Here is a 23,488-nt window from a genome sequence, read left to right as displayed (position 1 = left end):
TTGAAGGTCAAGCGAGTTCCCGCGGGCGCGGCGGCCTTCCTCGCGCGGAGGCTGGCGCGCCTGCTCGTCGCGGTCCTCGTCGTCGTGACGATCTCCTTTGCCATGGTCCACCTGACCCCGGGCGACCCGATCCGCACGGCGCTCGGGCCGACCGCGCCCGAGGAACTGGTCGCGGCCAGGCGGGCCGCGCTCGGCCTGGACCAGCCGCTGCTCACGCAGTACGCGGCGTACATCCGCGGCCTGCTCACCGGCGACCTCGGCCATTCCTTCGTGAACGGCCAGAGCGTCGCCGAGGTGGTCGCCACCCGGCTGCCGGGCACCGTCCAGCTCGCCGCGCTCTCCCTCGGCCTGGTCCTGCTGCTCGCGGTGCCCACCGGCCTGCTGGTCGCGGTGCTCACCCGGGACGGCAGGCGGCGCGGGCTCGAACTCGGCTACACCGCGGTGACCAGCTTCTTCCACGCGATCCCCGAGTATCTGCTCGCCGTCGGCCTGGTCTTCCTCTTCGCGGTGACCTGGCCCGTCTTCCCCGTCGCGGGGATCACCGGGCCGAGCTCATACGTGCTGCCGGTCCTCTCGCTCGCCATCGTGCCGCTGGCGGTGCTCACCCGCATCGCCAGGGCCGAGTCACTGCGCGCTCTCGGCGCCGACTACGTGCGCACCGCCAGAGGCAAACGGCTGTCCCCGCGCCTGATCTACTTCCGGCACGTCCTGCCCAACACGCTCACGGCCGTGCTCACCCTCGGCGGGACCATGGTTACCGGCCTCATCGTGAGCAGCGTCCTGGTCGAGAAGGTCTTCAACTGGCCCGGCCTGGGCTCGGTGATCGTCCAGTCCATCGAGCTGCAGGACTACGGCCTCGTCCAGGGGATCACGCTGGTCTACGCGGTCGTCGTCCTGGTGGCCAACCTCATCGTGGACGTCCTCCTCGGCCTGCTCGACCGTCGTACGACCCTGAGGGAGGAGGCGGCATGAGCAACCGCTCGCGGCGCGCCGCGCTGACCGGTCCGCTCGGTGTGGCGAGCCTGATCCTGGTGGCGGCCTTCGTCGTCCTCGCCGTGGTCGCGCCACCGCTGTGGGGGGAGCGGGCCGACCTCGTCGACCCGGGCGCGATGAACCAGGGGCCGGGCCCCGGGCACCCCCTGGGCACCGACAACCTCGGGCGTGACATCCTCGCCCGCGCGCTCGTCGCCACCCGGCTCTCGCTGGCCATGGCGCTCGTCGCCACGCTGGCCGGGGCGGTGGCCGGCACCGCGCTGGGCGTCCTGCCCACCGCGTTCGGGCCCAGGGTGCGCCGCTGGTTCGCCGCCGTCATCGACGTGTGGCTCGCGTTCCCCGTCCTGCTGCTCGCCATGTTCGTCGCGATCATGCTGGGCACCGGGACCACGGCCTCCGTGATCGCGCTCGCGCTGACCATGGTCCCGTCGTTCGCCCGCCTGGCGCAGACCCTGTCGGCCTCGGTCGGCGGCTCGGAGTACCTGGCCGCCGCCAAGGTGCTGGGCATACCCCGCCACCGCCAGCTCCTGCGCTACGTCCTGCCCAACATCGCCGAGCCGCTGATCCTCAACACCACGATCTCCGTCGGCGGAGGGCTGCTGGCGCTGTCCAGCCTGAGCTTCCTCGGCATCGGCGTGAAGGCGCCCGACTACGACTGGGGCCGCATGCTGGGGGAGGGGCTCAGCGCCATCTACACCACGCCCACCGCCGCACTCGCCCCCGCCGTGATGATCGTCCTGGCCGGAGTGGCCTTCAGCATGCTGGGCGAGACCCTCGCCAAGGCCGTCCGCGGCGACGCCGGGTCCACCGCGCCCCGCCGCGCCGTACGGGAGCGCCCCGCGCCGCTCGCGGCGGAGGAGCGGGACGACGACGTCCTGCTCGACGTCGCGGGGCTCCGGGTGACGTTCCCCGGCGGCGTGACCCCGGTGCGCGAGGTCACCTTCCGGGTGCGGCCCGGCGAGATCGTCGGCATCGTCGGCGAATCCGGCAGCGGCAAGAGCGTGACGGCGCTCGCCGTCGCCGGGCTGCTCCCCGCCTCCGCCGCCGTCCACGCGGACCGGCTCACCTTCGACGGGCACGACCTGCGCGGCCGGACCGAGGCGGAACTGCGCGGCCTGCTCGGCACGCGGCTCGGATTCGTCCCGCAGGACCCGATGACCTCGCTCAACCCCGCGCTCAGGGTGGGCAGGCAACTCGCCGAGGTCGTCGAGCACCACAGCGGGACGCCGAGAGCGTCCGCGTGGCGGCTCGCCGTCGAACGGCTGGCGGGCGTGCGCATCGCCGATCCCGAACGGCGGGCCGCGCAGTTCCCGCACGAGTACTCCGGCGGCATGCGCCAGCGCGCGCTCATCGCGATGGCGCAGATGGAACGGCCGAAACTGATCATCGCCGACGAGCCGACCACGGCCCTCGACGTCACCGTGCAGCGGCACGTGCTGCGGCTCATCGCCGAGGCGTCCCGCGAGCACGGCACCGCGGCCATCGTGGTCTCGCACGACATCGCGCTGCTCGCCGGTCTGTGCACCCGGCTCCTGGTCATGTACTCCGGGCGGATCGTGGAGGAGATAGACGTCGCCGCCCTGCCCCGGGCGGCGCACCCGTACACGCGGGCCCTGCTCGGCGCGCTGCCCGACCTGGACACCGACAGGTCGCTGCCGCTCACCACCATCCCCGGGCGGCCCCCCACCCCGGCGGAGTTCGGCGCCGGATGCGCGTTCGCGCCGCGCTGCGGACTCGCCGCGCCCGAGTGCGAGGACGACGATCCGCCGCTCCTCACACTGGACGGGGGCCGGAGGCTCGCCTGCCCCCGCGCGCACAAGGAGACGGTCCATGGGAACGCTTGAGATCCGCGGGCTGACCGTGCGCTACGGGCGCGGCAGGTCCGCGGTCACCGTCCTGCACGGCATCGACCTGGACGTCCCCGACGGAGGTGTCCTCGGTCTGGTCGGTGAGTCCGGATCGGGCAAGTCGACCGTCGCGCGTGCCGTGGCCGGCCTGGTCCGGCCGGCCGCGGGCTCGATCCGCCTGGACGGCGTCGAGGTGCGGGGCGCCGCCGACCGGCGCGTCCAGATGGTCTTCCAGGATCCCTACGCCTCGCTGAACCCCCGGATGGCCGTGGGCGAGTCCATCGAGGAGGTCCTGGCCGTCCACACCCCGCTCGCCCGCCGCGACCGCGCCGCGGAGGCCGCCCGCCTCCTCGACCTGGTACGCCTGCCCGCCCAGGTCGCCGGGAGGCACCCGGGCGACCTGTCCGGTGGCATGCGGCAGCGGGTCGCCATCGCCCGGGCGCTCGCCGCGCGCCCCGAGATGCTCGTGGCCGACGAGATCACCTCGGCGCTCGACGCCTCCGTCCAGGCCGCGGTGCTCAACCTGCTGCGCGACATCCGGCGGGAGCTCGGCCTGTCGATGCTCTTCATCTCGCACAATCTCGCGGTGGTGCGCTACGTCAGCGACGACGTCGCCGTGCTCAACCTCGGCCGGGTGGTCGAGACGGGCCCGGCCGACGCGCTGGTCGGCTCACCGCGCCACCCCTACACGCGCGAGCTGGTCGACGCGGTGCCGAGACTGCCGGCGCCGGGCGACCACCTCGCCGGCTGATCGAAGGAGACCCCGTGGCACTGCCCGACCCGCATTCCTACCGCGACGACACCCAGCCCACCGTCGAGCACCTGAGGTGGGACGTCCGGGCGGACTTCACCTCCCGGGTGCTGGACGCCGTGGCCGAGCTGCGCCTGGCCGGAGCCCGGCCCGGCCCGATCGACCTGGACACCCGCGACCTGGAGATCACCTCGGTGACCGCCGGGGGCGCCGAGGTCGCCTGGGAGCTCGCCGACCCCGACCCCGTCATGGGGTCCCGGCTCCGGATCGAGCTGCCCGACGGCGCCGGGACCGTCCGCATCGCGTACCGCACCTCACCGGGCTCGACCGCGCTCCAGTGGTGCGTGCCCGAGCAGACGGCCGACGGCACCCACCCCTTCCTCTACAGCCAGTGCCAGACCATCCACGCCCGCTCCATGGTGCCCATCCAGGACACCCCCGCCGTGCGCTTCTCGTACGAGGCCACGCTGCGCGTCCCGGCCGAGCTGACCGCGCTCATGTCCGCCACCTCCACCTCCGTCTCCACCTCCGGCGACGAAGGCGTGTACGGCTTCCGCCAGGACCAGACCATGCCCTCCTACCTCCTCGCGCTCGCCGTCGGGCGGCTCGACGGCAAGGAGATCGGGCCGCGCAGCATCGTCTGGGCGGAACCGTCCGTGCTGGAGGCCGCCGCCTGGGAGTTCGCCGAGGTCGAGCGGATGGTGGCCACCGCCGAGGAGATCCTGGGCCCCTACGCCTGGGACCGCGTCGACCTGCTCGTGCTGCCGCCCAGCTATCCGTACGGCGGTATGGAGAACCCCCAGCTCATCTTCCTCACCCCCACGCTGATCACCGGCGACCGCTCTCTGGTCGGCCTCCTCGCGCACGAGATCGCGCACGCCTGGACCGGCAACCTGGTGACCGCCGCGTCCCTCGACCACTTCTGGGTCAACGAGGGCTTCACGATCTACGCCGAGCGTGAGATCACCTCCCGGATGGTCGGCCGGGACCTGACCGAACTCCAGGCCGCGGTGGGCCGCAGCGACCTGGAGGCGGACCTGCGCTACCTCGCCGACCGGCCCGAGCTGACCCGCCTGCGCCTGCGCCTGAACGGGGTGAACCCTGACGTCGCCTCGTCGTACGTCGCCCTGGAGAAGGGCTACCTGTTCCTGCGCGCCATCGCCGAGAGCGTCGGCGCCGACCGGTTCGGCCGGTTCCTGCGCGACTACCTGGACACCTTCCGGTTCCGGTCGCTCACCGGCGAGGAGGTCGTGGCCCACGCCCGGGCCGAGCTGTCCGACGCCGTGGACTACGACGAGTGGCTGTTCGGCACCGGACTTCCCGACGACGCGCCGGCGATCGTCTCCCCGCTGCTGGACGCGGTGCGTGCGATCGGCCAGGCCGCGCCGGACGAGGAGACCGCCGGCCGGTGGAGCGCCGACGAGTGGCAGGCGTACCTGGCCGGGCTGCGGGCGCCGCTGCCGGCGGAGCTGATGGAGGAGCTCGACGCCCGGTTCGCCCTGACCGCGAGCGCCAACCAGGAGATTCTGCGGCTGTGGCTGCTCGTGGCACTCCGCTCCGGGTACGCGCCCGCCGTACCGGCCGCGATCGACCTGCTGGGCAGGGTGGGGCGGCTGAAGTTCCTCAAGCCGCTCTACGACGCGCTCGCCGACGATCCCGCGACGCGGGGGCCGGCCGAGGAGTGCTTCGCCCGCAACCGCGGCAGGTACCACCCGATCGCGACCACCGTCATCACGGCCCGCCTGGAGAAGTCCGCCCAGGCCGCGCCCGAGGGGCAGCCGGCCTGACGCCGGGCCGCGGCCGGACCGGCCCCCCGGGGCGCGAACACCGTGGGTGCCGGGTCACGAAGATCTCCGGCAGCGGTACGGTCCGGCCCCGCAGCGGGGCCGGACCGTACCGGGTCCATCGGGTCGGGATCACTTGTAGGTGACGTCGGACGGGGAGTAGATGCAGTGGACCCCGTCGGCTCCGGAGCCGATCTTGGTCGGCTCCTGTCCCTTGGGCACACCCTTGTACTTCTCGCAGACGGTGGCGCTGCCGTAGACGGTGATCCTGCTGAAGCGCGCGGTGTCGCCCCAGTTGGTGTTGATCCCCGCCAGCACCTTGGTGGAGCGGGCGGTGACGCCGTCCATCACCACGTGCCGCTGGTAGGAGCTGGAGCAGTTGCCGCAGGCGCGATACAGCTTGCCGGAACTGTGTACCTGGAAGTTCTTGATGGTCACCGTGCCGGCGCCGTTGTGCTGGAAGACCTTGTCCGAGCCGGACTTGGCGCCGCCGCCGTCCACCAGGTAGGTCGCCGAGGAGCTGGAGCTCTTGAACGTCGCGGCGTCCTCACCGACGTCGTTCCACCACACGTTGCGGATGGTGCAGGAGCCTTCGCAGTGGATGCCGTCACCGGCCGGGGCGTCGATGATGACGTTCTGGATCGTGCCGCCGTTGGCCACGACGAACATCGGGTCCTGGCCCTCGCCCTGGCCGCCGTCGCCGATGCCGTAGTAGCGCTTCATGCCGCCGTCGAAGAACGTCCCGACGTTCCGGGTCGACGTCTGGTGCACGCTGCCGGTGTCGCCGGGCCAGGAGCCGCTGCCGTCGCCGCCGCCGCTGGTCGGGGTCACGGTGGGCGTGGCGCTCGGGCTGGGGGAGGGGCCGCCGCCGCTGCCGGCGGACCGCAGCGTCCACTGCTTGGTGGCCGCCGAGTCGCAGGAGTTCTGCTGGAGCAGGGCGTTGGACGCGGTGGAGTTGTCCTTGACGTTGAGGCACTTGCCGCCGTTGGCGTTGACCACCCGGTAGCCGGACCCGGAGGCGGTGAGCTCCCAGGTCTGCGAGGCGGCACCGGTGCAGGTCTCCTGCTGGACCGGCTTGCCGGCGCTGGTGGAGGCGTCGCGGACCCCGAGGCACTTGCCGCTGTGCGCCGCCTTCAGCTGGTAGCCCCCGCTCACCGCGGTGATCGTGAGGATCTGTCCCGTAGCGTCGGCGCAGGTGGTCTGCGTGAGCTGCACGCCGTCACCGGTGCTCTGCCCGGGTACGGTCGCGCAGAGCCCGCTGCCGCCGTTGGCCAGCGTGTAGTTGCCGTTGGAGGGGGCCGCCGTGGCGGGTGAGGCGAGCACGGTCACCAGCCCGCCCGTCGTCATGAGGCCGGCGGCCAGCGTGATCGCCCACCTCCTGGCGGGGCTTGTGTGTCTTCCCATGTCCAGCTCCAGTCGGGGATGTGTGTTTCCGGGCCGCGCTGCCGGCGCACGTCCGTGACAGCGCTCCGGGGGCACGCGTCGATCGAGGGGCGGTGTCCGCGGAGCCTGCGCTGTCGCACGGTCCGGCGGCATCATGCGTGTGTCCGAGAGCTTTACTCTTCGTCCACGCAGGTAAGCGCTTACCGACATGCGGGAGAAGTGCTTTCCGGGCTGGTAAGCGCTTTCCGCATGTTGGGGCGAGTCAACCACACAGGACCGCCGACCTGAAGCCCCCACGGACCGGCAGAGGCGGCAAAGGCGGCCCCGTAGCCGGAAACCGGGCGTTCACCGAGCTCAGAAGGGCGGAAGCGGGAAGACGAACCGCATGCCCTGCCGGGCACACGATGAAACTTTCATGAACTGCCCCGGGGCCTGACAGCCCATGCCGGCGGATCGCCCGGGGGGTGATCCCGTACGACCCGGATCACTGTGAGGACAGGCCCCGGCCACCTGACAGGGCACCACCGGGCGACAGGGCCGGCCCGGTGAGCGGCCGCGGCGGTGGGACACCGGCGCCGCGGCCGCTCCGCGCGGGCCCGGGGCGGATTCAGGCAGGCGGTCAGCGGCCGGTGCGGACGGCGACCACGTTGTACGGGGTGTCGGGGGTGGGCGGGGTGGTGAAGCGGGCGTTGGGAAGGTAGAGACGGTCACCGAAGGCCGCGATCGTGGTGGGCACGTCGAAGCGGCCGTCGGCGAGCCGCCGTACGACCCGGCCGCTGGAGCCGTCGCGGCTCAGGTGGATCACGGCCACGGTGTTCAACCGGTTCTGCACGACATACAGGGTGCGGCCGGACAGCAGGAGCCCGTCGCCGTTGGCGAGGGTCTCGCCGCCCAGGTCGACCTCCGTGGTGGCGCCGGTGGCCGGGTCGACCTCGAACAGCTTGCCGGTGTTGGACTGCACGATGAGCAGGGACCTGCGGTCGGGGCTCGGCGCGATGCCGTTGGCGTTGATGCCCGTGCCGTACTGGATGGCACCGGTGAGCGGCACCGTGACGGCCGCGCCGGGCAGCGCGCCGTCACGGCCGAGCGGAAGCTTGTACAGGACGGGACTGGTGGAGTCGGTGAACCAGGCGGCGCCACCGGTCAGGACCACGTCGTTGACGAACGTGGACGAGGTGGCCAAGGTGTAGGACGTGATGACCGTCCCGGTGCGGGTGTCGATGACCCGGGCGTCGCCGCCGGTGCCTCCGGCGACGAACAACCGGCCGCGGCCGTCGGTCTTGAGTCCGAGCGACGGGGTGCCGGGCCCCCGGCTGAAGATCTTTCCCTTGCCGGTGCGCAGGTCGGCCCGGTAGACGGAGCCGGTGGCCCGCGACCCGAAGTAGGCGTAGGGGCCGGGGCCGATCGCTATCCCCTCCGGCTGGAAGCCGTCGGGCAGCGCGAACGTTTCGGGCAGGGTGGCCGCGCGGGCGGGCGCGCCGACGAGGGTGACGAGCAGCGCGCAGAGTGCGGTCGTGATCATCGCTGTTCTCATGGTCCGATGATGTCTGCCCCGGCCGGGGCGGGAACAGCCTGGAATGCGCTTTCACAGCGGATCCGGAGGAACGGCCGCCGCTGCTCGACGCCGGCCTGGTCAGGCTCAACCGGATCACCACCGCCCTGGACGAGGCGGTGATGGCCGGGGCGCATGCCGAGGTGTGGCCGGTCCTCGCCGAGGCTCTGCCGCCGCTGCTTCCCGGCACCGGCGAGAAACCCGGAGCCGGACTGGGGGACCTGCTCGCGGTCGCGGTGAAGGCGGCCACGCTCACCGGGGCGCGCGCCGACATCCCCGCGCTCGCCGCGGTGGCAGGCCGCGGTGGGGCCGGCAGGCCGGTACGGGAAGCCCGGAGGCTCCAGGCGGTGATCAGCGCCGCTCCTTGACGGCGGATCGGCGTTTCCCGCCCCGCTACGCGGGAGAGTCCGCTTCACCCTGGCCTGAAGGCCGGTCAGCGCTCACCGGTCTCGGGTTCCGAGCGGACCCTGAGCCGGGTCTCCCGCTGCCACTTGATCTTCACGTCGAAGTGCCCTTCGGTCCCGGTCTTGGCGATCACGGCTCCGGCCGACGCGCTCAGCTTGATGCCGAACTGGATCTCGACCTCGTCCGGCGGGGCGGCCATCGTCCGAAACTGCTGCAGGGCGCTCGACGCGGCGTCACGCACGTTGGCCAGGGCGCTTTCGAACGATATTTTCGCCTGGGTGAAACCGTCTCCCCTGCGGGAAAGACGCTCCAGGCCCGGCTCCGGGTCCATTTCGACGAGGATCGATCCCTCCTCGTCGGCGAGTTCGAAACGCACCCATTCCGTCATGCGGCTACTCCGTTCTGATCGGTGGACATCATCCGGTGCACGAGAGGTCGTGTAGTTCTTTCTGCTCCTGCTCGGTCGGATTCGACTGCGTCCGAACCTTGTCCAGCTCCGCGAGCAGGGGACGGAGCCGCTTCGGGTCGTGCAGATACTCCAGGACGGCGCCGTTGAACGCGTCGCGCAGGGCGGGAGCCATCAGGTCCGACGCGTCCAGGCACACCGCGTCCGCCGAGCCCAGGGCTTCGGCGATGCGCCGTCCGATGCGGTCGTCAGGGTGATGGGCGTCGGGCGGTACCTTCCGGTTCACCGAGAAGGCGCCGCCGCCTCGTCTGCCGGGCCAGTTCCGTTGCGCCTCCTCGCTCGCCAGGAATTCGATCAGTTCCCGGGCCTCGGGCGTGTCGTTGAACATCCCGGCGAGGTCGGCGGAGGCCACCACCGGCTGGCCGGCCGGATCGCCGCCGTTCCGATCGAACGACGGGAACGGGAAGAAGTCGAAGTCCTTCTCCGGCTCGGGAAGCTTCCTGCCCGCCTCGGGCGCCCCGCCGGCGCCGCCCTCCGCCCGGTAGACGCCGGTGATGAACGAGGCCTGGTGTTCCAGGAAACAGCCGGGCGGATCGGCGAACATCGCCCGGCCCGCGTCGCCGAAGTCGGTCAGCAACGCGGCCATCGGGCCTTCGTGGACGAAGCCCGGCGTGGCCACGATCTCTCCCCAGGTCTTCCACGCGTTCTCCACCTCGGGGGAGGTCCACTTCAGCGTGCCCGCGGCCCACTGCCGATACGTCTCGGGACCGGCCTGGTGCAGCAGGATGTCCTCGATCCAGTCCGTTCCCGGCCAGCCGGACGAGTACGTGTCGCGCATCCCCATGCACCAGGGGGTTTGCCGCCGGTCGGCGATCGTGCGGCTGCGAGTGAGAAGCTCCTCCCAGCTCCGGGGCGTCGGCCCGGGCAACCGCGACGGGTTGTACCAGATGATGCTCTTGAGATTGACCTTGATGGGAACGGTGTAGATCTCACCCTTCAGCGGCAGCAGCCATGAGCGTTTGTACTCGTCCTGCCGCGCCGAGGAGAGCACCCTGCCCAGCGGGACGAGGTCACCGCTGCGCGCGTATCGCGCCAGGTCGCCGGTGCTCGACAGGATCGCGACGTGCGGAGGGGTCCCTCGCCGCAGATTGGACTGCAGGGTCTCGTCCAGCGCACGCGTCCCGGTGTACTCGTACCGGATGCCGGTCTTCTCGCTGAAGGCGTCGAGCACCTTCTCGAAGTCGTCGGCCTCGGTCCCGGTCCAGGTCGCCAGCACGGACACGGTCCGGTTCCCGGTCAGCGGCGTGCACCCGGCGACGGCGAGTACCGACAGGCCGACGAGGCCGGCGGTGATCGTGCGCAATCTCGGTCGTGTCATCGTGGCTGGTACCTGTATTCGTTGATGCGCGGATGGATACCGCCCCAGATCAGCGCGCCGATGACGACGGACAGGAGCGGGATCAGGAACGCCAGGCCGGAGTACTCCGCCGCCTCCGTCATCTGACTGCCGGCCAGCCTGCTGCTCTCGGCCACCTCGGGCGGGTCGGGTACGGCTCCGCCGCCGCCCCGCGGAGCGTCGAGCGCCTGCCGGACGGTAGGGCCGCACCGGAGAAGGCCCGCGCCGCACTCGGACGACAACAGCCGCGTCAGCCGCTCGTTGCCGGACCGGCGTTCCGCGTCCGCCTGGGCCTGCCTGTCCGCGACCACCGACCACACCGTCCGCTGGGCGTCGTCGAGTTGGCTCTTGGAAACCTGGGCCCGCCAGGTCGTCAGCGCCAGACCGGCCACGAGCACGGTGGCCGCCAGCAGCCACACGTTCAGGGTCCGGCGGAAGCGCCGCCGCAGGAAGAGCTGCGCCGTGCCGAGCAGGACCAGCAGCGCGAGGAGGGAGACGGCCCAGCCGATCGTGGCCACCGGCATCATCCAGGTGGACGGGAACCGCTGCTCCAGCCATGACCGCTGCTGTTCCCGGAAGTCGTCCAGCACCTCGAGGATGCCGCCCTTCCCGTGCAGGAGGTGGGAGGCGTACCACAGGTACGTCGCGCCGACGGCGCGGTTGTCCCGCTGGTAGTGCTCTTGAGCCTGTTCGATCAGGTCCGTGTAGACCACGAGCAGTCCCTGGGCCAGTTGCAGCCCGTCGGCTTCCTCGGCCGCGTTGTCCTCGGCGGCCTGCGCCAGGTTGAGGCCGGCGATCTGGATCTGTTTCTTGTACTCCCGTTCGGCCGGGAGCGTGACGGTCCCCGAACTCTCGGGGAAGGCGCCGACAGCGGCCTGGTCGGCGGCGGCCAGCGCCTGCTGGGCGTTCGAGATCTCCAGGATCGCGGGCACCGCCGTGGAGCCCGCGGCGGTCACGGTCTGATGCACCCCCTGGAACAGCCAGACGGAGGTGACGAGCAGCGCGACCGTCGCGATCATCAGCCCGGCCCGCAGCCGGCCCAGGGTTCTGCGTGTCGTGCTCTTGGGCACCGCGCCCCCGGATGGTCCGGGCGGCGACACGGCCGGGACGGGCGGCGTCGCCGGAGGCCGGGACGGAAGGGCCGAGTTCACCGATCCTCCAGCCTGGTGCCACATCCTTCGCAGTGCCTGTGGGTGGAGAGTGTGATGCGGTCGCAGTTCGGGCAGCGGAGACCCGTGGCCACCGGTTTCTCCTCCGGTCCCGGGCGGGGACGCGGGGCGTGCCCCCCGGGGCTCACCGTCGAGAACCGCGAGCTGAGCTCCAGCAGTTTCAGGTCCCGGCGTTCGATGGCCTGCTTGAGACGCACCTCTCCCCGGGCGGCGTCGACGATGTGAACGAGGTGGGACAACCGCTCCAGGTTCTTCTCGTTCTGCAACTCCGTCGCGAGCTTGACGGCGCGGCCCCACGCCCGTCCGGCCTCCTGGAGGTCACCGGATTCATAGGCCCGGCAGCCGGCGTTGATCGTCTCCCTGAGCTCCACGTGCTCGGTGTAGTGACCGACCTTCGAGTCGATCCGGGACGACAGGACCGGGTCGTCGGTCCAGTGAACGAGAATCGGGGTCCCCTTGCCGGGCACCTCGACCTCGGGCGCCCCCACCTCGTCGACCTCCAGATCCACCCGTGCCAGCCGCAGATCCCGGCCGTTCGCGCGGCCGGTCGGGTCGACGGTGAAGCAGACGTGGTATTCACGGTCTTCCTCACCCAAGGGCCCCGTGGCGAACTCCGCCGTCCGGTCGCCGATCCGCAGGTGCTCCGTGAGGTCCGTTTCCACCGGGAAGACCTGCTTGACGAAGCGGATGCCGGCGCCGGGCAGCAGCTGGAACCTGACACGCAGATCGGGGACGACCTTCCGCATGGCGGATCGCGTCATCTCCCGGAAGTCGGCCACCAGGTCGAAGTCCTCGCGTACGGCATCGGCCGTACCTCGCAGTTTGGTGACGATGCGCAGCAGCTCGTCGGATTCCCAGCCGTCCCCGATGCCCCGGGCGTCGCAGGAGAAAATCCCCTCGCAGACGTCGAGCTCGGCGTCGAGCCGGGCTCTCGATTCGCTCTCGTTCCGGCCGTCGGTCAGCAGGATCGCATGTTTGATCATGGCCGGCCGGGTGGCGAAGATCTCCCGGGCGCGGCTGAGCCAGGTGCTCATCGCCGTCCCCCCGTAGTCGGCGAGCCGCAGCACGGCGGCCTTCGCCGCGGCCCTGCTCTCCGGGGTCGCGACGGCCAGCCGGGGCTGTGCCGGATACACCATCGTGGCCTCGTGCGTACCGGCCACGATGGCGAAGAACGCCTCATCGCGCAGCGTGTCGATCGCCGCGACGCTCGCCCGCCGCGCTGCGGCGATCTTCGTGCTCGGCATGCCCATCGAACCGGAGGAGTCGATGAGGATGACCTCGGCCACCGTGGGGCCGGAGCCGTCGAGGCCTTCCGCGCGAACCGTGAGAATGGCGTGCATCTCATCGGCCATGGCCGGGAGGTACTTGTTCTGGCCCACCTCGAGGGTGAAAGCGGGGCGGGTGCTCATCCGTTTCTGTTCTCCCTCATCGCAGCGTTCTCGGGCGAACCGTGTTGGCGAGATCGATCAGCACGTCATGGTCGTCGGCGTTGCCCGCCTGCCGGGCGAGCCTGCGGAAGGAGGCCTCGAGGAGCAGGCGCTGGTGCGTCTCGTCGGCCGGGTCGGCCAGGATCGGCGCGCCACGCCCGGGTTTCCGCCCGGCTATGGACGCGGCCTCCACGCCCCCTGTCGCCAGCACCCACCCCAGCACCACCTCCTGGACGGCGGCCGTGAGCCGGGCGCGGGCGTCACCGTCCTGGTCGCCGCCGTCCAGGTAGAGGGCCGCCAGCCGGTCGATCACCTGGTCGAGGTCCGCGGCGCCGGGCAGGCGGCTGTCCGCGGGACCGGCCGGAAGCCAGCCGGAGCAGATCCGGACGGCGGCGATCCCGGCCGCGTCGAAATGCCGGGAGACCTGAGGCACCTGATCGAGGACCTTCGCCGCCCCGGCCCGGTCCCCGGCGGCCAGCCGGATGCGCGCCAGCCCGAAGGCCGCGCTCGCCTGCGAGCGGTCGCGTCGCCATATCGCCTGGTAGTAGCGCTCGGCCTGCTCCGGCCGGCCGAGGTGTTCGGCGCAGAAACCCAGCGCCAGCTTCGGCGCGTCCTCGCCCGGCAGCGCCGTGTAGACGGCGTCGAACTCGTGTACGGCGCCGGCCTCGGTTCCGGGGAGGTCGACCTGGCCGTTCGCGAGCGCGAGAAGCCCGCGGTGCCAGGCCACCCGCCAGTCGTACGACGCGGAGCGGCCGAGGAACTCCTCGGCCCTGGCCAGGCACTGCTCGGCGAGATCGATCCTGGCCAGTTCGAGGTGGGCCCGGCACATGAAGAACTGCGCCTCGGCCGATTCCACCTGGACGGTCCCGAGCTTGTCGATGAGCCGGCTGGGGTCGCCCGCGCTCACGTTCGCCAGGAAGTCGGCCGCGGGGTCGGCCGGATCCACCTGCGGTGTCGGCAGCCGGACGGCGACCGCGGACGGGGTGGGCATGCCGGGATCCAGCCGGGGCGTACGACCGGCCGGATCGGTCCAGCGCTCCAGCGGTGGCACCGCTCCGAGCCCGGCGTCGAGCAGCGCCGCGGTCGGCGCGAAGACCGCGGAGGGTTCGGGGCGCGGGTTCCCGTCCCGCAGCGAGAGGATCTCCCGGAGTACGCCGCGCAGTTGCTCCGACATCTCCGCCGCGGAGGAGAAGCGCTTGTCGAAGGGCCCGGTCGCGCGGTCCAGGAAACGGTTGAACGATTCGACGCCCAGGTCCGCCGGGTCTTTCCCGGCCGCGCCCTGCCCGGGGCCGAGGCGGAGCAGTTCCCGCAGGGTGTGGCCCACCGTGTGGAAGTCGGATCGCACGGTCAGCCCGTACGTCTCGATCTCCTCCCGGGGAACCTGGAATCCGTGGGTGTAGACCAGCGGGGCGTGGGTGTCCCCGATCCAGCGCACCGCACCGAGGTCGATCAGCTTGATCTGCTTCCCGGTGTGGATGACGTTGTCCGGCTTCATGTCGCAGTAGAGCAGGCCGTGACGGCCCGAGCCCGTGTCCGTGAAATCATGCAGGTACTCGAAGGCCGAGAGAATCTGCAGGCCGTAGACGATCACCTGTTCGATGGGCAGGTTCTCGCCGGCGGCGATCTTGTGCAGCGACTGCCCGCCGACGTACTCCATCACGATGTAACCGGTCTCTTCACCGGTCCGCGGGTCGGGGTGGGTGACGAAGTTGAAGATGCGGACGATGTTGGGGTGATGGATGGCGGTGAGGAACCGCCGCTCACGTACCGCCAGCTGGGCCGCGACCTCGTCGTTGGTGTTGATCAGTCCTTTGAGCGCGACGTAGAGGCCGTCCAGGTTGGTGTCCCTGGCGAGATAGACCCAGCCGAGACCGCCGTGGGCCAGGCAGCCGACCACCTCGTACTGACCGACCATCTCACCGGGTCGCAGCTTCGGCCTGAAGGAGTACGGGGTGCCGCAGGCCGGGCAGAAACCCTCGAGCAGGGCCGGCTGCCCGAAGTGGCTGCCTCCGATGGTCCCGGCGCATCCCTTCCTCCCGCAGGGGCGCCCGTGCGCGGGTGGTCTCGGGTCCGGATCGACGCGGCTCCGCGGATCTTCCGGCAGGAGCTCGGGCAGCGAGATCAGCCCGCCGGCCATGCCGGACACCGAGTGCGCCCGGGGCGCGCTCTCCCCGCCGGTGGGCCGTCGCGGTCCGAACGGAGACTCCGGCGTGCCGGGCGGTGGCGGGGACTGCGGATCCGCGTGCGAGTCCGGTGCGTCCTCATGGCCGCAGGTGTCGCAGTAGCCGGTGTCGTCGACGGTTCCGTCGCAGCCGGGGCGCTTGCAGGGCTTCACTTCTCGGCCTCCCCGGATCTGTTCGCGCGCCTGTGCCTGATCGCCGCTTCGTAGCGTCTGACCGCCGCCTCGGCTCTCCCCAGGTCACACGGGCGTTCGTCCCACAGCAGCCGGTGCGCCTCGTCGTAGAGCCGGCCGAGTGCGATGTCCTCGGCCAGGCCCGCGCCGGCGGCCACCGCCTTGTCGACCTCTGCTCGTCTGCGCAGTTCGTTCCTGCGGGCCAGCGACTCCTCGATCGTCCGGCCGAACTCCTCGACCCGCGCTGACGCGCGGTCCCTACGGCGCAGAAGAGCGTGGAGTTCGCCCACGGTCCAGCCGTCCTCCGGCGCGGAGTCCGGAGGACGGAGCAGGCGCAGCCGGAACGAGGCCGCGAGATCGGGCGGGTCCGGCACACCGGCGACGCGCGGGGCGATCTCCCGCCAGCGCCGCACCGCCCTCTTCTCGGCGGTCTCGAGTTCGGCCACCTTGGCCGTCAGTTCGCCGAGGAGCCGCCGGACGCGTTCGCGCTCGGCGGTCGCCGCCTCCGACTCCAGCGACCGGGCCTGGTCGAGGACCGGGGAGGAGTCACGGTGGAACACCAGGAACAGGCGCGATCCCTGTTCGGCGAGGGGCCGCAGGAGACGATCGACCAGGGAGATCGGGTCGCCGGCGTCGTCGATGCCGTACACGACGATGGTCATGGGCGGGACACCGTCGCGTACCCGGTCCGTCGCGCCGCCGGGCGAGCCGGGCCGGATGCCGAGCCGGTCGAGGACGCGCTGTGAGACCTCCTCCACCGTCCTGCCCGACGCGTCGACGGCCAGATCGAGGCCGGCGGCCGGGGAGACGGTCCCCGGTGGCGCGGCCGCCAGCACCTCGTCGGAGGGGCGCTGTTCCCGATCGGACGACACGATGACGCTGCGCAGCGTCTCCGCCCGTTCCGAGTCACGGCCGCCGGTGGTGATCACGCGCACGTTGCTCGGCGCGGCGAGCCAGTCGGTCACCTGCTGACCGAATTCGACGTCCGGGACCCGCGGGTTGAACTTCTGCGCGGTCTCCCGGTCGACCGCGGTGTGTCCGCGTGCCCATCTGCCGACCGGGGGCAGGTACCGCACGATGGTCTCGACCGGGATCATGTAGGCGATGTCCGCCGGATCGCCGACGTGCCTGCTGACCACCATGCCCACCACCTGGCCGGTGCCGCTGTCGAGGACGGCCGCGCCGCTGAATCCCCTGGCCGGTCGGCCGGGACTCCAGTCGTTCATCTGCACCCATTCGCCGCGAGGGCCGCAGTTGCCGGCGAGTCTCATGAAGGCTCCCAAACCGTTCGCGTGACCGCTGGGGAATCCCTGCGCGTATACCTCGGCTCCCAGGAGAATCGCCCGTCTGTGAAGCGGGGCGCCGCACCCCTCGGGTTGGGTCTCGGCCAGTTTGAGCAGGGCGACGTCCCCCTCGCCTTTCTCCCTGCTGGGAACCCAGCAGTCGTCCTCGACCCGGCCCGTGGTCGTCGCCTCGGGGCGGGTGATGAATTCCACGGTGACGTCTGTATCGGGCGGATCCCGGTCGGGGCCGACGACATGGGCGCAGGTCAGCACATGCCGGGTGCCCACCAGCATTCCGGCGCCCAGGATCTGTCCGGTGACGGTATCCCGGATGCGCACGTGCCACGGGTGCGGGGCGCTGGCGGCCTCGGTCGAGCGCATCATGATCGACTCCGGTCGACCGGGGGGGACGTCTCTGTTTCTCAGCGACGATCGAGCCGGCAGACCATCCGGTGTCTCCTTTCGGGGGCAGCGGTAATCCACTGTGCCCGACTCGAAAAGGGATTGTAGATCAAGTGGCCGCGCATTGTGGTGTCACCCATAATGACCGGCCCGTATGTGGCGTTATGTGTGGTGACAATGCCCCGCCGTGGGTGCCTGCGCTAAGGGATTTAATGCGCATTTCAGGCATATCGGTGGGGTGAATTGGTGGGGGTGCGTACGGTTTCCCCGCCTGTTCCGGCACCGTCCTTTCATCGGGCGGCGAAGTACTGCGCCACGATCTGTGTGTGCAGCGGGAACGCCAGCTCCTGCGGCCGGTCGATCAACAGCCACTCCGTCGTCTCGGCCGTGGGCGTGACCGGTGGGAGGGTGGCCGAGCCGGTACGCGGCCCCAGGGCGAAGATCAGCACGGTGCCGTCAGGGGCGCTGAGCACGTCGAACAGCCGGACCTCGGCCGCGTCGACGACGACGCCCGTCTCCTCCCGGAGTTCCCGGACGGCCGCCTGCTGCCAGGACTCGCCCATGTCGATGAAACCGCCGGGCAGGGCGAGCGCGCCGCGGTACGGTTCGACGTCCCGGCGGATCACCAGGAGGCCCTCGTCCACCGGCAGCACCATCACCGCGACCGGCAGCGGGTTGAGGTAGCAGGTGTTCCCGCAGGCGGAGCAGGTCCGCGGCCAGGCCTGGTCCGGGGCGTAGGCCGTGCCGCAGAAGGAGCAGTGCGAGTTTCTGGTCACCACAATCGCGAGATTACCGAAAAAAATTGATATATATGGCAATCGGGGCAATTATCCCTATTTAAGAAGTTGTTCCCGATTCGTGGGTGCCGGAAGTTCGGTAAGCTGCCGCGCGGCAAGGCCGTAGCGCAGAGGTCGTCGCGCCCTAGCGGCACGCTGGAGGACGTCGGTTCGAATCCGACCGGCCTTGCCGCCCTGTCCCCCTGCCAAGGAGAGTGATGGCGCCCGACCCGGCGGAGCTCGACGTATGTCTCCGGGTGCTGGAGCAGGCCGAGGCGGCGGATCCCGACGACCCGCGGTGGCGGGCGGTGCATGACGCCACCACGCGGCTCTACCGGGCAGGCAAGAAATGGCGCAAGGCCGCGCGGCGCGCCGATCAGCTCCGGCAGGACCGGGCTGCCATCGCCGCCGCCGAGCGTTTCCGGGAGCAGGATCCGAGCCCGGCGCCCGAGCACGCTACCCCACCGGCGGTACGGCGCGAGCTGACCGGCAAGCACCGCTGCTACGTCTGCAAGGCCCGGTACCGGTACGTGCGCCAGGACTACCACCTCCTGTGCGACCCCTGCGCCGAGGAGAACCTGGCACGCAGGCACGCCCGCTGTGACCTGCGCGGCCGGACGGCGGTCGTCACCGGCGGCCGGATCAAGATCGGCTTCCATGTCGCGCTGAAGCTGCTGCGGGACGGCGCCGAGGTGCTCGTCACCACGCGCTTCCCCCGGGACGCCGCGCGCAGGTTCGCCGCGGTGCCGGACTCCGCGGACTGGCTGGACCGGCTGCACGTGCACGGCGTCGACTTCCTGGACCTCCCGGCGGTGGCGGGGCTGATCGCCGACCTGCACCGGCGCTTCGACCACCTCGACATCCTCGTGAACAACGCGGCGCAGACGATCCGCAGGCCGTCGGCGTACCACCGGGAGGCCCGGGCGGCCGAGGCCCTGCCGCTGACCGGCGCCGCCGCCTCGGTCGACCTCCTGGAGACGGGCGCGAGGCCGCTGCCGGGCGCCGGCCGCCATCTGCCGGAGATCACCGGCCGCCACCTGCCGGAGAGCGCCGCCGAGGTGCTCTTCCCCACCGGCCGCAAGGACGAGACCGGCCAGCCGCTGGACCTGCGCGAGCGCAACAGCTGGACCCTGCGGCTGCACGAGGTGGAGCCCGCGGAGTGGATGGAGGCGCAGGTGGTCAACGCCTTCGTGCCGTTCCTGCTCACCGGCAGGCTGCGCGGCCTGCTGGAGGCGTCGCCGTGGCCCGACCGCTACATCGTCCAGGTCTCGGCGATGGAGGGCAGCTTCTCCCGGGAGCACAAGACGGTCCGCCATCCGCACACCAACATGGCGAAGGCGTCGCTGAACATGCTGACCCGGACGGCCGCCGCCGACTACGCGGCGGCCGGCATCCACATGAACAGCGTGGACACCGGGTGGGTGACCGACGAGAGGCCCCACCCGAGCAAGACCGCGCAGCGCGAGGCGGGTTTCCGTCCCCCGCTCGACGTCGTCGACGGCGCGGCGCGGATCTACGACCCGATCGTGCGGGGAGTGGGAGGTCAGCCCGTCTCCGGCCTGTTCCTCAAGGACTATCGAGCGGTGGAGTGGTGACGATGACAGAACCGACGCCCGTCCGGTGCCCGGCGATCGAGCACCCGGACGTCCCACCGGCCGACGCGGCGGCCCTCGACCCCCTGATCGCCCGGCTGGCCGAGACACGGCCGGTCGAGGCCGCCGAAGCGTTCCCGCTCGGCACGCTCCAGCCCGACGGCCGGGTCGACCTGTGCAAGCAGGGGCTCGGCCCGGACGGCGTCGGCAGGCTCCTCCCGGCGGCGGTAGCCTCCGCCCACGCCGTGCACCTGCTGCTCGGCACCAACGGGATCGGTTCCGAAGGCGCCCGCGCGGTCGCCGGCGCGCTTGCCGGCGGGCACGGTCTCGAGACGCTCTACCTGGGCTGCAACCGGATCGACGCGGACGGCGCCGCGGCGCTCGCCGAACAGTTGAGCGACGACGACGGCGTCCGCGCCCTCTGGCTCAAGCGCAACCCGATCGGCGACGCCGGGGTCCACGCGCTCGCCCGGATGCTGCGCCGCAACACGGCGATCCGCACCCTCGACCTGGTCAACACCGGGCTGACCCCGGACGGGCTGCGCGCCCTGCTGGCGGTCCTGCCGGACCGGCCACGGCCCGTCGAGCGGCTCTTCCTCGGCGGGAACGGGCTCGGCCCGGACGCGGCCGACCTGCTCGCCGCGCTGATCCGGGACGCCGGGGTACGCGAGCTCTACCTCTCGGCCAACCACCTGGGCGACACCGGCGCGGCGGCGCTGGCCGCCGGGGCCGACCCCGCCCGGCCCGTCCGGCTCGGCCTGGGCGGGAACGGCATCGGCCCCGGCGGCGTGCGCGCGCTGGCGGACGCCCTCGACGGCATCGAGACCCTGGACCTCGGCCGGCCCCCGTCGCAACGCGCCCTCGGCGCGCCCTGCAACCGGACCGGCGACGCCGGCGTCACCGCACTGGCCGGCGCGCTCCCCGGCAGCCCGCTGCGCCGGCTCGAACTGCGCCACACCTCCTTCACCGGGCGGGGGGCGAAGACGCTGCTGGCGGCCGTCACGGAGGACACCCGGCTGGAGTACGTCGGGCTGGGGCCCGGCCTGCCCAGGAAGGTGAAGCGCGCCCTGGCGCACCGCCTCCGGCCGTCCGCGCCCGCGCACCCCGACCTCCACGCGATCGGCAGCGTCTACCGGTGATCTCCAGGCTCTTCCCGCCCGACGAGGCTTCCAGTTGGCAGCGCGTCCGCCGCTACGCCGTACCCCGCTGGATGATCGAGCAGGCGACCGAGCGGCGGCTCGCGGGAGACTGGCGGGGCGCGTGCGCGGCGGCGAACGTGGATATCGCGTTCGATCTCGGCGACATCGCGGCCGAGTACGGCGCGGAGGCCGCGGCCGCGATCGAGGACGACCTGCTGAACCTCGCGCCCGACCTGCTGCGCTGGCACTTGCCGCGGGCCCTGGGCGGACGCACGACGATCGGGACCGGCGAGATCGTGATCCTGGCGGGCCTCGACCGGGCTGCGCCGCCGACGCGTGAACGGCCTGGGCCCTGGCTGCACACGGTGCCGTTGAGACTGGTCGACGGGCCGCAGCGGCTGACGCTGGCGTTCGGCTCCGTCCCCCGGGGCTCGCGCCATGACTGGACGGGCGCCAGGCACCTGTGGGACGCCCGCCGCACCGGCGAGTTGCTGGCGCGGTGCGGTGGGTCCACCAGGGCACCCTTCTTCCACGCCGACGGCACGCCGCGGGCGGAGAAGGAACTGCCGTCGGGCCCGAGCCTCGACCCGGCGGAGAACACGGAGTGGGTCACCGGACTGCACGAGCGCGGGGACGTCGAAGCGGCGTGCGCGGCCGCGGGGATCGAGCTGGCCCACATCCCGCCGGCGGAGCGCCGGCCCCGGCCGTCGGACCTGCCGAAAGTGCTGGCGGGCATGCCGTTGGCGCTGACGCGCCTGGCCGAAGAGGTCCGGTTGACCGGGCACGGCAGCGCGATCATCAGCTACGGATGGCGGTACCGGCTCCAGGTCGAGGCCGGGCGTGACGGGGCACGGGTGCGGGTGGCGGACAGTGATGCGGCCAACGAGATTCCCGTCATGGCCGAAGCACGCTGGCGGCGGCTGCCCGACCTCGACCTGCTGCGCACCGGCCGGATGAGCCCGGACGCCCTGCACCCCCTGGTGCACGCCGCGCTCTTCCCCGCCGCCACCACTCCGGCCCGGGGACCTGCCGAGGCCGTCCGGACGTCCCCGTTCCCGGTCCGTTGCCGGGGTGAGTGGCACGAGGTCGGGCCGGACCTGTCCATGCCGCACGACGACGCGGAACGCCGGCGCGAGCGCGCGCTGAGGGTGCTCGGCGGGGCGGTCGCCGGGTGCTTCGCCGTGGAGGAGGCCTGGGCGAAGGGGACAGGACGGCTGCCCAGGGCACTGCGCGAGCAACGGCGGGAGCTGTTCCTGCGGGCCCAGCACGGTGACACGCCGGGAGTGCTGCGGCTGCTCGACGCCGGGGTCGACCCCAGGGCCCGTGACGGGCGCGGGCGCACTCTCCTGCACGCGCTCCACCTGCTCGACCACGAACCGCTGCTGCCCCGGCTCCTGGACGCCGGGCTCGACCTGGAGGCGACCGATCACAACCAGCGCACGGCGCTGCACGTCGCCGTCGGTACCCGGGGATCCGAGGCCCTGGTGAGAGCGCTGCTCGCCGCCGGCGCGCGCATCGACGTGGTCGACTGCCGGGGCTGGTCGATCCGCGATCTGATCCGCTGGAACAAGCGGGCCGAGCTGGCTTTCCTCGCCAGGCAGATCACCCCCGGCCTCGGATCCGTCGTCACGTGGTTCCCCGACCGGGACGAGAAGGACGAGTGAACGCCGGCCCTCTCGGCGCGGCCGACGAGCTCAACGCCCGGGTGCGGGCCTCCCGCACCGAGGTCGGGACCGATCCGCAGCTGGAGGCGCTGGCCCTCGCGGTCACGGCCAACCTCCCCGTCCTGCTCTGGGGCGAGCCCGGCATCGGCAAGTCCGCGGGGATGGAACAGCTCGCCCGCGGGCTCGGCGTCCCGCTGGAGACCGTCATCGCCAGCGTGCACGAACCCTCCGACTTCGCCGGACTGCCGATCATCGGCGCGGACCCCGCCGTCACCGGCGTCCCGATGGCACCGCCCGACTGGGCGGTACGGCTCGCCGGAGCGGGCCGCGGCCTCGTCTTCTTCGACGAGCTGTCCTCGGCGCCGCCCGCGGTGCAGGCGGCGCTCCTGCGCGTCGTGCTGGAACGCCGCGTCGGCAGCCTGACCCTGCCGGAGCCGGTGCGGGTCGTCGCCGCCGCCAACCCGCCGTCCAGCGCCGCCGACGGCTGGCACCTGAGCCCGCCGCTGGCCAACCGGTTCGTCCACCTGCGCTGGACGCACGACCCGCGCACGGTCGCCCGGGGCATGGCGGGGATCTGGCCGGCGGCGCCCGTCCCGCTCGTGGACCCCGCGAAGGTGTCCGGCGCGGTGGCCCGCGCCCGCGGAGCGGTCTCCGGGTTCCTCACCGCGCGGCCCGGCCTGGCGCACCACCTGCCGTCCGACGCGGAAGGGCGGGGCGGCGCGTGGCCGTCCCCGCGCACCTGGGAGATGGCGTTGCGGTTGCTCGCCACCGGATACGCCACCGGCGCGAGCCGGGAGGCGGTGTCGGCCGCCGTGGTCGGCGCGGTCGGCGACGGCGCGGGGATGGAGCTGCTGTCCTACCTCGCGGAGCTCGACCTGCCGGACCCGGACCGGGTGCTGGTGAACCCGGACGCCTTCGCCCTGCCCGAGCGGGGGGACCGGCAGCTGGCCTTCCTGACCGCGGTGGTCGCCGCCGTCCAGGGGGAGCTCACGCGCACCCGGTGGGAGGCCGGCTGGGCGGTGCTCGCGAAGGCCGTCGACGCGGGCGTGCCGGACGTGGCGGCGCGGGCGGCCGTCGACCTGGCGGCGCTCCGGGACACCGACTGGCCGGTGCCCGACGGCATCGACGCGTTCATGGCCCTGCTGCACCTGTCCGGGGCGCTCTGA

General features: G+C 72.1%; 18 protein-coding genes and 1 tRNA gene. 10 read left to right on the top strand and 9 right to left on the bottom strand.

What is annotated here, in order from left to right; translation table 11 throughout:
• From ABD841_RS25540 to ABD841_RS25525, 4 genes are read left to right on the top strand one after another with little or no spacing between them, the layout of a single operon-like run.
• Nucleotides 1-972, top strand: coding sequence for an ABC transporter permease (locus ABD841_RS25540; protein WP_344976823.1), 972 nt, complete (start codon nucleotides 1-3; stop codon nucleotides 970-972).
• Nucleotides 969-2,837, top strand: coding sequence for a dipeptide/oligopeptide/nickel ABC transporter permease/ATP-binding protein (locus ABD841_RS25535; RefSeq protein WP_344976820.1), 1,869 nt, complete (start codon nucleotides 969-971; stop codon nucleotides 2,835-2,837). Before ABD841_RS25540 ends, ABD841_RS25535 begins: the two co-directional genes overlap by 4 nt.
• Nucleotides 2,824-3,591, top strand: a complete 768-nt coding sequence (locus tag ABD841_RS25530; RefSeq protein ID WP_344976817.1) for an ABC transporter ATP-binding protein — start codon at nucleotides 2,824-2,826, stop codon at nucleotides 3,589-3,591. The genes ABD841_RS25535 and ABD841_RS25530 overlap by 14 nt, the downstream gene beginning before the upstream one ends.
• Before the next feature lie 14 nt (nucleotides 3,592-3,605).
• Complete coding sequence (locus ABD841_RS25525) at nucleotides 3,606-5,378, top strand: M1 family metallopeptidase (protein WP_344976814.1); 1,773 nt, start codon at nucleotides 3,606-3,608, stop codon at nucleotides 5,376-5,378.
• Between the two features lie 129 nt (nucleotides 5,379-5,507).
• On the opposite strand, the gene ABD841_RS25520 is transcribed toward ABD841_RS25525, so the two are convergent.
• Both ABD841_RS25520 and ABD841_RS25515 read right to left on the bottom strand, forming a co-directional pair.
• Nucleotides 5,508-6,779, bottom strand: a complete 1,272-nt coding sequence (locus ABD841_RS25520; RefSeq protein ID WP_344976812.1) for a pectate lyase — start codon at nucleotides 6,777-6,779, stop codon at nucleotides 5,508-5,510.
• A gap of 598 nt (nucleotides 6,780-7,377) precedes the next feature.
• Entirely contained in the window at nucleotides 7,378-8,292 is a 915-nt protein-coding gene (locus tag ABD841_RS25515; RefSeq protein ID WP_344976809.1) for an NHL repeat-containing protein, read from the bottom strand.
• A 140-nt stretch (nucleotides 8,293-8,432) separates the two neighbouring features.
• Here ABD841_RS25515 and ABD841_RS25510 point away from each other — a divergent pair, with 140 nt between their 5' ends.
• The gene (locus ABD841_RS25510; protein WP_344976807.1) at nucleotides 8,433-8,678 is read left to right on the top strand and encodes a hypothetical protein; all 246 of its coding nucleotides are present in this window, start codon (nucleotides 8,433-8,435) and stop codon (nucleotides 8,676-8,678) included.
• A 65-nt stretch (nucleotides 8,679-8,743) separates the two neighbouring features.
• On the opposite strand, the gene ABD841_RS25505 is transcribed toward ABD841_RS25510, so the two are convergent.
• From ABD841_RS25505 to ABD841_RS25475, 7 genes are all read right to left on the bottom strand, one after another.
• On the bottom strand, nucleotides 8,744-9,103 hold the full coding sequence (locus ABD841_RS25505; RefSeq protein ID WP_344976804.1) for a CU044_2847 family protein: 360 nt from the start codon (nucleotides 9,101-9,103) through the stop codon (nucleotides 8,744-8,746).
• A gap of 28 nt (nucleotides 9,104-9,131) precedes the next feature.
• Complete coding sequence (locus tag ABD841_RS25500) at nucleotides 9,132-10,499, bottom strand: ABC transporter substrate-binding protein (RefSeq protein ID WP_344976802.1); 1,368 nt, start codon at nucleotides 10,497-10,499, stop codon at nucleotides 9,132-9,134.
• Entirely contained in the window at nucleotides 10,496-11,587 is a 1,092-nt protein-coding gene (locus ABD841_RS25495; RefSeq protein ID WP_344976799.1) for a hypothetical protein, read from the bottom strand. Before ABD841_RS25495 ends, ABD841_RS25500 begins: the two co-directional genes overlap by 4 nt.
• 77 nt (nucleotides 11,588-11,664) lie before the next feature.
• Nucleotides 11,665-13,095: a VWA domain-containing protein gene (locus ABD841_RS25490; RefSeq protein WP_344976796.1), complete on the bottom strand. Its 1,431-nt coding sequence runs from the start codon at nucleotides 13,093-13,095 to the stop codon at nucleotides 11,665-11,667.
• A 16-nt stretch (nucleotides 13,096-13,111) separates the two neighbouring features.
• A complete protein-coding gene (locus tag ABD841_RS25485) occupies nucleotides 13,112-15,448 on the bottom strand; it encodes a serine/threonine-protein kinase (RefSeq protein WP_344976794.1) in 2,337 nt (778 codons plus the stop codon).
• Nucleotides 15,445-17,133 carry a trypsin-like peptidase domain-containing protein gene (locus tag ABD841_RS25480; RefSeq protein ID WP_344976791.1) on the bottom strand — a complete coding sequence of 563 codons (1,689 nt, stop codon included), beginning with the start codon at nucleotides 17,131-17,133 and terminating at the stop codon, nucleotides 15,445-15,447. The genes ABD841_RS25485 and ABD841_RS25480 overlap by 4 nt, the downstream gene beginning before the upstream one ends.
• Before the next feature lie 308 nt (nucleotides 17,134-17,441).
• A complete protein-coding gene (locus ABD841_RS25475) occupies nucleotides 17,442-17,927 on the bottom strand; it encodes an NUDIX domain-containing protein (protein ID WP_344976789.1) in 486 nt (161 codons plus the stop codon).
• 117 nt (nucleotides 17,928-18,044) lie between these two features.
• Here ABD841_RS25475 and ABD841_RS25470 point away from each other — a divergent pair.
• The 5 genes from ABD841_RS25470 (at nucleotide 18,045) to ABD841_RS25450 (ending at nucleotide 23,488) form a co-directional block, all read left to right on the top strand.
• Nucleotides 18,045-18,117 (top strand) — tRNA-Cys (locus tag ABD841_RS25470).
• A gap of 28 nt (nucleotides 18,118-18,145) precedes the next feature.
• Nucleotides 18,146-19,522, top strand: a complete 1,377-nt coding sequence (locus ABD841_RS25465) for an SDR family oxidoreductase (protein ID WP_344976787.1) — start codon at nucleotides 18,146-18,148, stop codon at nucleotides 19,520-19,522.
• Nucleotides 19,523-19,524: 2 nt separating this feature from the next.
• The gene (locus ABD841_RS25460) at nucleotides 19,525-20,658 is read left to right on the top strand and encodes a leucine-rich repeat domain-containing protein (protein ID WP_344976785.1); all 1,134 of its coding nucleotides are present in this window, start codon (nucleotides 19,525-19,527) and stop codon (nucleotides 20,656-20,658) included.
• A complete protein-coding gene (locus ABD841_RS25455; RefSeq protein ID WP_344976783.1) occupies nucleotides 20,655-22,322 on the top strand; it encodes an ankyrin repeat domain-containing protein in 1,668 nt (555 codons plus the stop codon). Before ABD841_RS25460 ends, ABD841_RS25455 begins: the two co-directional genes overlap by 4 nt.
• Nucleotides 22,319-23,488 carry an AAA family ATPase gene (locus ABD841_RS25450; protein ID WP_344976780.1) on the top strand — a complete coding sequence of 390 codons (1,170 nt, stop codon included), beginning with the start codon at nucleotides 22,319-22,321 and terminating at the stop codon, nucleotides 23,486-23,488. Before ABD841_RS25455 ends, ABD841_RS25450 begins: the two co-directional genes overlap by 4 nt.

The sequence above is a fragment of the Streptosporangium fragile genome (genome assembly GCF_039534445.1).
GTDB classification, from domain to species: Bacteria; Actinomycetota; Actinomycetes; order Streptosporangiales; family Streptosporangiaceae; genus Streptosporangium; species Streptosporangium fragile.
The sequence above is the reverse complement of the archived record's forward strand: the minus strand, read 5'-3'. Positions and strand labels throughout refer to the sequence as shown.